We start from the raw sequence: 9,478 nt of genomic DNA, 5'->3' as shown, positions 1-9,478 counted from the left end.
CGGGCACGGCCAGTTGCCGTCTCAGCCCCGGTGGCGTCGGAAATCCCGGGAGCGTTGGCGAGGCGTCGACCGAAGCCGTGCCGCTGGAGTACCCCTCCTTCACCAAGCCGGCCGTCTGGCGCGAACGCGAGGTGCCGCCGGTCCTTCTCAGCGGCAACCACGGTGCGGTGGCGTCATGGCGGCGCGAGCAGCAGCTCGAGCGAACGCGGGAACGCCGACCCGACCTTCTCTCCGACTGAGATCTCGCACGGATGACGGATGCCGCGGCCTCGAGGCCGCGGCATCCGTCATCCGTCCGTCAGTCGACGCCGAGGAACGACCGGTCGGTGAGCACGATCGGTCCGTCGGCGGTGATCGCCACGGTGTGCTCCGAGTGCGCGCCGCGGGAACCGTCGGCGCTGCGGAGGGTCCAACCGTCCGGATCGGTCACGAGCTCGTCGGTCGTCTGGAGGAACCACGGCTCGAGCGCGACGACGAGGCCGGCGCGCAGGGGGTAACCCCGCCCGGCCTTGCCGTCGTTGGCGACGTGCGGGTCTCCGTGCATCGTGCGACCGACGCCGTGACCGCCGAAGTCGGTGTTGATGCTGAGCCCCTCGGCGTGGGCGACGGCAGCGATCGCCGCGGAGATGTCGCCGATCTTGTGGCCGACGGTCGCCGCGTCGATCGCGGCGACCAGGGCGCGCTCGGTGGTGTCGATGAGAGCGAGGTCCTCGTCGCGGGGAGTGCCGACCACGAACGAGACGGCCGAGTCGGCGACCCATCCGTCGACGGATGCCGCGAAGTCGAGCGACACGAGGTCACCGTCGCGCAGCACGTAGTCGTGGGGGAGGCCGTGCAGCACCGCATCGTTGATCGAGGTGCACAGCACCTTTCCGAACGGGCTTGCCCCGAACGACGGGTGGTAGTCGATGTAGCAGGACTCCGCGCCGGCGGTCCGGATCATGTCGTGCGCGCGACGGTCGAGGTGGAGGAGATTGGTGCCCACCTTGGTCTCGTCGCGCAACGTCGCCAGCACCTCGGCGACGAATCGGCCGGCCGGCCGCATCGCCTCGATCTCGGCAGGGGTGCGCAGTTCGATCATCGGTGGTTCCCTTCGTCACCGACCATTCTCCCCGATCGGGGCTGCCCCATCCGTCGCACGCCTTCCTCACTCATAGGCGCTGCACAGTGACGGTGCGTAGCCTCGCTCCATGGTGCTTCGCCGAGTGTTCCTCCGATGGCTGTTCCCCGCCGCCTTCGTCCTGCCGCTGTGGCTGTTCGTCGGGTGGATCGTGTTCGCCGGCGGAAGCGGGTGGGCGCTGCTCTGGTTGCTGATCGCGGCCCCGACCGTGTTCGTCTCGGAGATCCTCCTCTCGCTGCTGGTCCGAGCGCGGGCCAGCGTGAGGCTATCCGGTGCCGCCGGCTGGCGCGACATCGCGGGGCTGGGGCTCTGGCACCTCGTCATCGTCGCGTTGGGGTTCTACGACGCGCGGCTGTTCTTCGCTCTGCTGGCTCTCAGCGTGGTCGGCGCGCTCGTACTCTTCTGGTCGTCGCTGTCGCAGCTGTGGAACGAAGCGCGCGGTTCGGTGACCGTTCTGCACGCGCAGGACGGCACCGCGTACATTCCCCCGACGTCCGAGCCGCCGCGCCCACGGACGGTTGGCGACGTGATCGTGGTGCCGGAGAACCGACCGGGGCACTGAGCCGGTTTGGTGCGGCTCGCGGGGCATGGCAGAATAGGCGTTTGTGCCCTGACCGGCTCTGCCTCAGGGGAGTCCCGCCGCATCCGCGGCCTCGGGCACGCCTCACCTTTTTCCCTCTTATCGTGCGATCGACCTGTGGCGGTCGCAGGAAGTGATGATCATGCAGATCCTCGACTCCGTCGACGCGGCTTCGCTCCGCTCCGACATCCCCGCCTTCGCTCCCGGTGACACCGTCAAGGTGCACGTCAACATCACCGAAGGCAACCGCTCGCGTATCCAGGTGTTCCAGGGCGTCGTCATCGGCCGCTCGGGCGACGGCGTGCGCGAGACCTTCTGCGTCCGCAAGGTCAGCTTCCAGGTCGGCGTCGAGCGCACCTTCCCGGTCCACAGCCCCGTGATCGACCACATCGAGGTCGTCACGCGCGGCGACGTGCGCCGCGCCAAGCTGTACTACCTGCGCAACCTGCGCGGCAAGAAGGCCAAGATCAAGGAGAAGCGCGACCGCTGAGTCGACTCTCTCGAACGCCCCGTGGCTCCGTCACGGGGCGTTCGGCGTTTTCATGGCCACGCCGTCCGGCGCAGGGCGTGCGATGTGCGACCCTTGTTGCTGCGGGTTCTCCGGCGTGCGGCGAGCCCGGTGAAGGATCTTGCATGAGCGACCAGACCGCGTCGACCCCGGATGCCATGGCATCCTCTTCTCCGGACCGTCGACGACGGGGATGGGGCGCCTTCCTGCGCGACATCGTCGTGATCATCCTGATCGCCCTGGTCGTCTCGTTCCTCGTCAAGACGTTCGTGGTGCGTTCGTTCTACATCCCCTCCGCGTCGATGAACAACACGCTGATCGAGCAGGACCGGATCCTCGTTGACGAGCTCACGCCGCGTTTCGGGCAGTACTCGCGCGGCGACGTGGTGGTCTTCCGCGATCCGGGTGGCTGGCTGCCGGTGAACACCGAACCCGCGCGTCCGCCGCTCGAAGAGGGCGCGGATTGGGTGCTGTCGCTCTTCGGCCTGTCAGCGCCCGACAGCGATGACCACCTCATCAAGCGTGTCATCGGAACGCCCGGTGACCATGTCGTCTGCTGCAACGCCCTGGGGCAGACCTCGGTCAACGGCGTCCCCCTCGACGAGCCGTACGTGAAGCTCGCTCCCGGCGCCACGGCCCCCAATCCTGTTCCGTACGACATCACCGTTCCCCCCGGTTCGCTGTGGGTGCTCGGCGACAACCGGAACAGCTCGAAAGACTCCCGCTTCAACCAGGACCAGCCCGGACAGGGGTTCGTGCCGATCGACAACGTGGTCGGACGTGCCTTCCTGATCACCTGGCCGTTCTCGCGCTTCGGGCTCATCGACTTCCACCACAACGTCTTCGCGGGGGTGCCCGCCCCGGAGGCGACCCCGTGATCGAACCCACGCTGACGCTCGAACGGCGCATGCTCAAAGAGCACGCGCTGATCATCGCGTGCGACGAGGTCGGACGCGGAGCGCTCGCGGGGCCGGTGGCTGTGGGCGCGGCCGTGATCGATCCCGCGCGATCGCGCAAGCGCGTCCCAGCCGGGCTGCGCGATTCGAAGCTCGTCCCGGAGGCGCGCCGGCCCGAGGTGGCTGCCCGCGCGGCGGCCTTCGTCCAGCACAGCGCCGTCGGGTGGGCGAGCTCGGACGAGATCGATGAGATCGGCATCATCCGCGCCCTCGGGCTCGCCGCCATCCGGGCGATAGCCGACCTTCGCGCGCATGGTGTCGTCCCGGAAGACGCGCTGGTCATCCTCGATGGGAACCACGACTACATCACCCCGGCGGGGGAGCGCGGCCTGCACGTCCAGCCCATCGTCAAGGCCGACCGTGACTGCGCGAGCGCCGCTGCGGCATCCGTCATCGCCAAGGTCGCCCGCGACACCGTCATGACCTACCTGCACGACGATCTGCCGGCGTACGGCTGGGCGCGGAACAAGGGCTACGCGAGCCTCGATCACCGCGAGGCGATCTCGGCGCACGGCATGAGCGTGCATCATCGCCACTCCTGGGCGGTTGCCGCAGCGCCGACGCTGTTCTGACGGCTCCTCGTCTGGGACGAGGCGGGCGCAGACGCCGGATGCGAGTGAGGACGCGCCCGGGGCGTCTACGCCGTGCGACCTCCGCGACCATGCGCGCCTAGGATGGAGAGACCATGGATGACGACGTCTTCGAGGACTACGACCGCGAACTCGAACTGGCCCTGTACCGCGAGTATCGCGACGTCGTGCAGCAGTTCCAGTACGTGATCGAGACCGAACGCCGGTTCTATCTGGCCAACGACGTCAACGTCGTCCGCCGCGACACCGAGCACGACTTCTACTTCGAGATCTCGATGTCGGACGTCTGGGTGTGGGACATCTACCGGGCCGACAGGTTCGTGAAGTCCGTGCGGGTGTTGACGTTCAAGGACGTGAACGTCGAGGAGCTCTCGCGTCGCGACTTCCAGCTGCCCGAAGAGCTCTCGCTCGACAACTGAGGATCGCGGTCGGGCTTTCCTCCCCAATCCGGTGAATCGCCGGCTCCTCCACCGAAGGCGTCTTTTCTCACTAACCTGACCGCCCGGGGCTGTCACGCTCTCGGACATGGCAGCGAAAGACGAACTCGGACGAGCCGGAGAGAACCGCGCCGTCGCCCACCTCAGCAGCAGCGGCTACCTCATCCTCGATCGCAACTGGCGATGTCCGCAGGGCGAGATCGACATCGTCGCGGATCACCACGGGGCGCTCGTGGTCATCGAGGTCAAGACGCGCACGAGTGAGGCGTACGGTCACCCTTTCGACGCCATCGACGCGCGCAAGGCCGCTCGACTCTGGCGTCTCGCGATGGCCTGGATCGGGGAACACCCCGCGGAGGCGCGTGGGCGCCGATTGCGGCTCGACGCGATCGCACTGACGGGACCCGACCCCTCGACAGCGCGGCTCGAGCACCTCGAGGACGCCTTGTGACCGTCGCCCGTACCTGGGCGGTGGCTCTGTCGGGCCTCCGGGGCGACCTCGTCGACGTCGAAGCCGATCTGTCGCAGCAGACCCCGGAGTTCTCGATCATCGGTCTTCCCGATAAGGCGTTGGGAGAGGCGGGTCGCCGGGTCCGCAACGCGTGTGCGAACCGCGGACTCGACCTTCCCAAGCGTCGGATCACCGTCAACCTCTCCCCGGCCAGCCTGCCCAAGCGCGGCTCGGGTTTCGACGTCGCCATCGCGGTGGCCGCGCTCGCGACGACGGGATCGATGGATGCCGCCCGCGTCGCCGCGACCGTGCACATCGGAGAGCTCGGGCTCGACGGGCGTCTCCGCCCGGTGCCCGGCGTCCTCCCCTCGGTGGTCGCCGCCCAGAGGGCCGGTCATCGGCGCGTGGTGGTCCCGGCCGCGAACGCAGGCGAGGCGGAGCTCGTCGACGGAATGGAGGTCTGCGCCGCCGGCTGTCTCGCCGAGGTCGTGCGGTGGCACGGCGGTTCGTGCGACGCCGGAGAGCTCGAGCCGGTGCTCCCTGCGGTGCCACCCGCCCACGACGCTCCGCCACTCGAGCTTGCCGACGTCGTCGGACAGACCGATGCGGTGGACGCGCTGGTGGTCGCCGCCGCCGGTGGGCACCACATGTTGATGAGCGGTCCGCCCGGCGCAGGCAAGACCATGCTGGCGCGCAGACTCCCGGGCATCCTTCCCGACCTGGACGACCAGGCAGCCCTGTCGGTGGCCTCCGTTCGCTCGCTCTCAGGGGAGACCGTGGTGCGGCTGTCCCGGACCCCGCCGTTCGAGAGCCCCCACCATGGCGCGAGCGCTGCGGCGCTGATCGGAGGCGGTTCCGGAATCGTGCGTCCGGGTGCCATCGCCCGCGCGAGCGAGGGCGTGCTGTTCCTCGACGAGGGCGGAGAGTTCCCCGTCTCCGTCCTCGATGCCCTGCGCCAGCCGCTCGAGAGCGGCGAGATTCACCTGCATCGCTCGGGCGTCGCCGCGACCTATCCCGCGCGATTCCAACTCGTGATCGCGACCAATCCCTGCCCGTGCGGGCAGTACGGCGTTCCCGGCGGCTCCTGCGAGTGCGCGCCTCAGGCGATCCGTCGGTATACGCGCCGCCTCTCCGGTCCGCTGCTCGATCGGATCGACATCGATCTGCGCCTCCAACGGGTGTCCGCCGCGCGACGCGGCAACGAGAACGCGACCATCACGACTCGTGAGGCGAGGGCCATCGTCGCCGAAGCGCGGGAGCGCGCGGCCCGACGCTGGGCGGACACCCCCTGGTCGCGGAACGCGGATGCTCCCGGAACGTGGCTGAGAGGGCCCGCGTCTCCATCCGTCGACGTCCTCCGTCCTCTGGACACCGCGCTGCGACGCGGCGCGCTGACCCTGCGCGGGTACGACCGCCTGCTCCGCGTCGCGTGGACCGTCGCCGACATCGCTGGCCACGACGCGATCACGGTGGACGACATCGGGCGGGCGCTGTATCTCCGGCGGGGGATGAGCGCGTGAGCCTGCCCGATCTGTCTCCCGATGCAGCTCGGGCTGCGCTCACCGGCATCTCGGGTGTGGTGGCCGGGATGGAAGCCGAGGCATATGCACGCACGATCTGGAACGTCATCGCCGAGCCGGGAGACGGCGCAGCGGGGGCGCTGATCGCCGCCGTCGGCGCCGTGGAGGCTCTGGGGACGGCCGCGACGCCGACGGACGACGAGTGGACGGCGGCCCGCGCGCGGTGGTCGCCGAGGTTGCGCCCCGCGGCCGTCCGATCCGCTCTCGACGGCGCTCGACGAGCGGGGGCCCGCCTGGTGGTGCCCGGCGATCCCGACTGGCCGTCGCGTGTCGACGACCTCGGCTTCCACGCTCCCGTCGCACTGTGGGTGCGGGGGAGCGTCGGAGACCCCCTCGCACCGGCCGTGTCGATCGTGGGTGCGCGCGCGGCGACGCCGTACGGCGAGGGCGTGACCGCCGACCTCGCCGCTGAACTCGGTGAATCCGGGGTCACGATCATCTCGGGGGCGGCCTACGGGATCGATGGGGCCGCTCATCGGGCGGCGCTGTCGGCGGGCGCGACGACGGTCGCCTTCCTCGCGGGGGGAGTGGATCGGGCGTACCCGCGCGGGCACGAAGGGCTGCTCGAACGGATCGCCGTATCCGGCGCGGTCTGGAGCGAGACCCCGTGCGGATCGAGCCCCACGAAATGGAGGTTCCTCGCACGAAATCGCCTCATCGCCGCGATGGCGGACGCCGTGGTCGTGGTGGAGGCCGGGTGGAGGAGTGGCTCACTGAACACCGCGGCGCACGCGGCGACTCTCGGCCGAGCGTTGGGGGCGGTTCCGGGGCCCGTCACCTCGGCGGCATCCGCGGGGTGCCATCGCATCCTGCGGGAGTACGGCGGCGTGTGCGTGACTTCGGCGGAGGACGTGCGCGAGATGCTCGGCGACGTGTCGATGACACAGGTTCCCGCGGAGTTTCCTGACGAGGAGCGGACGGACGAGACGACTCGCATCTTCGACGCGCTCTCCACGCGCGTCGGGCGGCAGGCAGACGACATCGCGCGCCGCAGCGGGCTCTCGGTGGCTGAGGCGCAGACTCACCTCGGACTCGCCGAGCTCGAGGGACGGGTGGTGCGGGATGACGACGGAGGCTGGCGTGCGATGCGCGAGTGACGGAAGTCCGTGCGGCGTCGGTGTGCACTTCCCCACGACGCGGGCTGCCGGGAATCACCGTTCGACGAGGAGTCAGCGCGCGCCCTGTCACCCCTCGCCGCCCGACGGGGGCAATCTGGACTCATGCGCTCTTCCGTCGCCGCCGAGGCGTTCCTGTCGCACCTTGCGACCGTGCGCCGACTTTCGCCGGCCACCGTTCGCGCGTACCGATCCGACCTCGCCGACCTGGTGCGCTCGACGAGCGACCCTGAGCTGGCAGACCTCGACATCGAGAGGCTCCGCGAATGGCAGTGGCAGGCGACGACCGCCGGCCTGTCCAAAGCAACCGCCGCTCGACGGACGTCGTCCGTCCGTGCCTTCTTCTCGTGGGCGCGAGACGAGGGCCTCATCGACTCCGACCCGTCGGCCCGCCTCGTCGCCCCGAAACGGGGGCGGACGCTGCCCGTCGTCGCGACGAGCTCGGCTCTCGACGAGGTTCTCGCGAGTGCCGCAACCCGCGCGGAGACCGGCGACCCCCTCGAGCTTCGCGATCACGCCGTCCTGGAGATGCTGTACGGGTCTGGCGCGCGCGTGTCGGAGCTGTGCGGACTCGACCTCGATGACGTGGACCGTGACAATCGCACCCTCCGCCTGCACGGCAAGGGAGACAAAGAGCGAGTCGTTCCGTACGGCCTCCCCGCCGCGCGCGCACTGGATGCCTACCTCGTGCGCGGACGGCCCGTCTTGAGCGCACGCGACGATGGCGGGGCCGGACGCGCCGTGTTCATCGGTGCGAGGGGCGCGCGGCTCGGCCCCCGTGCTGTCCATGCGCTCGTGTCACGGGTCGTCGGCCCCGCCGTGGGAGCCGAGGCTCTCGGCCCGCACGCCTTGAGGCATTCCGCGGCCACCCACCTTCTCGACGGCGGTGCAGATCTGCGGACCGTGCAGGAGATCCTCGGGCACGCGAGTCTCGGGACGACGCAGATCTACACCCACGTCTCGGGTGAGCGACTACGCGAGGCCTACCGGCTCGCGCACCCGCGCGCCTGAACTTCCGGCGAGTTCTTGCCGCGCGCCGCGTGATGCGCCGCGGGCTCGCGTCCTGTCTGCGCTCACCGTCAGGCGAGCGCCAGCGGCCTGCCCATCGACCCGTGTCCGTCACGTGCCGCATCAGCTGGGACGGCCGAGACCGGCGTGGAACTCGCAGAGGTCGGGACAGCTAGCGCCCGCCCCACCGCCAGCCGTACCGTGGAAGAGTGAATCGACGGGGACGTGCGCGAAGCGTCGCGCTGGGGGCAGGGGTTCTCGTCGCGCTGCTGACGGGCTGCGCGCTCGCGCCACAGCCGACCGTCACTCGCCTGCCCCCGGGGATGGGCGAGGGCGCGGCACAGCCCATGGTGACCGTTCCGTCGCCGTCGGTGGTCCCCGCGAGCCCGTCGTTCGCTGCGTCGACCCCGGCGCCCGCGGAATCCGCGTCCTCGAACAACGGAAGCGGTAACGGCGACACGGGTAACGGCGGCACGGCGGCCGGCGAGGGTGTGACCTGTGCCGAGGGAGAGTCCGCATCGATCTCGGGGAGCGAGAAGACCGTGCGCGTCGAGGGGTCGTGCGCCGCGCTGTCGGTCTCGGGAAGCGCGCTGACCGTCGATGCGACGGCTGCGCGTATCGGCTCCCTCGTGATCGCGGGGGACCGCGTCCGGGTGGACGCCGCTGAGATCGGCACGGTCTCGGTGCAGGGCAACGACGGTGCGATCAGTTCAGCGGGGACGATCGGCAGCGTCGATCTGAGCGGCGACAGAACCCGGGTCACCGCGGTGGGCGCGATCTCGTCCGTCGCGGTCCGCGGTCAGAACAACGCCGTGACCGCCGGCGGGGGCGTCGGCGATCGCGTGGTCGAGGGTCGCGACAACCAGATCGGTTGAGGCGATCTCCGCGTCGGCCTTCAGCAGCACGGCAGGAGCACCGCCCGCGGGACACCCCCCAGGAGCCGCAGCGGGTTGATGTACTCCCCGTCGAGCCGCACACCGAAGTGCACCGTCCCCGGCCCGGTGTGCCCACCCGTCGCGACCCCGCCCACCGGCGATCCCCGCGCGACGGCGTCTCACACAGCCAGCTCCATCGTGACGGGCTCGAGAGTCGTCAACAGACTGATGCCGTGGACGAACGTTGCCACGTGCCGA

At 70.1% G+C, this 9,478-nt stretch carries 12 protein-coding genes and 1 pseudogene; 11 read left to right on the top strand and 2 right to left on the bottom strand.

Translation table 11 applies throughout. The features are described 5' to 3' along the window. A pseudogene (locus NS283_RS18455) lies at window positions 1-239 on the top strand (tRNA (guanosine(37)-N1)-methyltransferase TrmD); the annotation flags it as partial. A 59-nt stretch (window positions 240-298) separates the two neighbouring features. Here the strand turns inward: NS283_RS18455 and map are convergent. Beyond that, entirely contained in the window at window positions 299-1,081 is a 783-nt protein-coding gene (gene map / locus NS283_RS15130; RefSeq protein WP_058597685.1) for a type I methionyl aminopeptidase, read from the bottom strand. Between the two features lie 109 nt (window positions 1,082-1,190). Between map and NS283_RS15125 the strand changes: the two genes are divergently transcribed. From NS283_RS15125 to NS283_RS15080, 10 genes are all read left to right on the top strand, one after another. Then, window positions 1,191-1,682, top strand: coding sequence for a hypothetical protein (locus tag NS283_RS15125; protein ID WP_058597684.1), 492 nt, complete (start codon window positions 1,191-1,193; stop codon window positions 1,680-1,682). A 160-nt stretch (window positions 1,683-1,842) separates the two neighbouring features. Next, entirely contained in the window at window positions 1,843-2,190 is a 348-nt protein-coding gene (gene rplS, locus NS283_RS15120) for a 50S ribosomal protein L19 (RefSeq protein ID WP_058597687.1), read from the top strand. Window positions 2,191-2,333: 143 nt separating this feature from the next. Beyond that, window positions 2,334-3,086, top strand: coding sequence for a signal peptidase I (gene lepB / locus NS283_RS15115; RefSeq protein ID WP_058597683.1), 753 nt, complete (start codon window positions 2,334-2,336; stop codon window positions 3,084-3,086). Between the two features lie 29 nt (window positions 3,087-3,115). Then, window positions 3,116-3,736, top strand: coding sequence for a ribonuclease HII (locus tag NS283_RS15110; RefSeq protein WP_058597686.1), 621 nt, complete (start codon window positions 3,116-3,118; stop codon window positions 3,734-3,736). A gap of 113 nt (window positions 3,737-3,849) precedes the next feature. Next, window positions 3,850-4,173, top strand: coding sequence for a DUF2469 family protein (locus NS283_RS15105; RefSeq protein WP_013586353.1), 324 nt, complete (start codon window positions 3,850-3,852; stop codon window positions 4,171-4,173). 106 nt (window positions 4,174-4,279) lie between these two features. After that, a complete protein-coding gene (locus NS283_RS15100; protein WP_058597682.1) occupies window positions 4,280-4,642 on the top strand; it encodes a YraN family protein in 363 nt (120 codons plus the stop codon). Then, window positions 4,639-6,162, top strand: a complete 1,524-nt coding sequence (locus tag NS283_RS15095; RefSeq protein ID WP_058597681.1) for a YifB family Mg chelatase-like AAA ATPase — start codon at window positions 4,639-4,641, stop codon at window positions 6,160-6,162. Before NS283_RS15100 ends, NS283_RS15095 begins: the two co-directional genes overlap by 4 nt. Beyond that, the gene (dprA, locus tag NS283_RS15090) at window positions 6,159-7,319 is read left to right on the top strand and encodes a DNA-processing protein DprA (protein WP_058597680.1); all 1,161 of its coding nucleotides are present in this window, start codon (window positions 6,159-6,161) and stop codon (window positions 7,317-7,319) included. The genes NS283_RS15095 and dprA overlap by 4 nt, the downstream gene beginning before the upstream one ends. Before the next feature lie 123 nt (window positions 7,320-7,442). Further along, window positions 7,443-8,348 carry a tyrosine recombinase XerC gene (locus NS283_RS15085; protein WP_058597679.1) on the top strand — a complete coding sequence of 302 codons (906 nt, stop codon included), beginning with the start codon at window positions 7,443-7,445 and terminating at the stop codon, window positions 8,346-8,348. Window positions 8,349-8,554: 206 nt separating this feature from the next. Continuing rightward, a complete protein-coding gene (locus tag NS283_RS15080; protein WP_153003388.1) occupies window positions 8,555-9,220 on the top strand; it encodes a DUF3060 domain-containing protein in 666 nt (221 codons plus the stop codon). 20 nt (window positions 9,221-9,240) lie between these two features. Here NS283_RS15080 and NS283_RS19360 read toward each other — a convergent pair whose 3' ends face one another. Continuing rightward, on the bottom strand, window positions 9,241-9,375 hold the full coding sequence (locus tag NS283_RS19360) for a hypothetical protein (RefSeq protein ID WP_275934957.1): 135 nt from the start codon (window positions 9,373-9,375) through the stop codon (window positions 9,241-9,243). Window positions 9,376-9,478 lie beyond the last annotated feature (103 nt).

It is taken from the genome of Microbacterium testaceum (assembly GCF_001476285.1).
Classification (GTDB): Bacteria; Actinomycetota; Actinomycetes; order Actinomycetales; family Microbacteriaceae; genus Microbacterium; species Microbacterium testaceum_B.
The sequence above is the reverse complement of the archived record's forward strand: the minus strand, read 5'-3'. Positions and strand labels throughout refer to the sequence as shown.

What these genes read in the sequence shown, in the direction of transcription:
- rplS (WP_058597687.1), top strand. Translation starts at nt 1,843, where the DNA reads ATGCAGATCCTCGACTCCGTCGACGCGGCTTCGCTCCGCTCCGACATC.
- NS283_RS15105 (WP_013586353.1), top strand. Translation starts at nt 3,850, where the DNA reads ATGGATGACGACGTCTTCGAGGACTACGACCGCGAACTCGAACTGGCC.
- lepB (WP_058597683.1), top strand. Translation starts at nt 2,334, where the DNA reads ATGAGCGACCAGACCGCGTCGACCCCGGATGCCATGGCATCCTCTTCT.
- map (WP_058597685.1), bottom strand. Translation starts at nt 1,081, where the DNA reads ATGATCGAACTGCGCACCCCTGCCGAGATCGAGGCGATGCGGCCGGCC.
- NS283_RS15110 (WP_058597686.1), top strand. Translation starts at nt 3,116, where the DNA reads ATGCTCAAAGAGCACGCGCTGATCATCGCGTGCGACGAGGTCGGACGC.
- NS283_RS15085 (WP_058597679.1), top strand. Translation starts at nt 7,443, where the DNA reads ATGCGCTCTTCCGTCGCCGCCGAGGCGTTCCTGTCGCACCTTGCGACC.
- NS283_RS15125 (WP_058597684.1), top strand. Translation starts at nt 1,191, where the DNA reads ATGGTGCTTCGCCGAGTGTTCCTCCGATGGCTGTTCCCCGCCGCCTTC.
- NS283_RS15100 (WP_058597682.1), top strand. Translation starts at nt 4,280, where the DNA reads ATGGCAGCGAAAGACGAACTCGGACGAGCCGGAGAGAACCGCGCCGTC.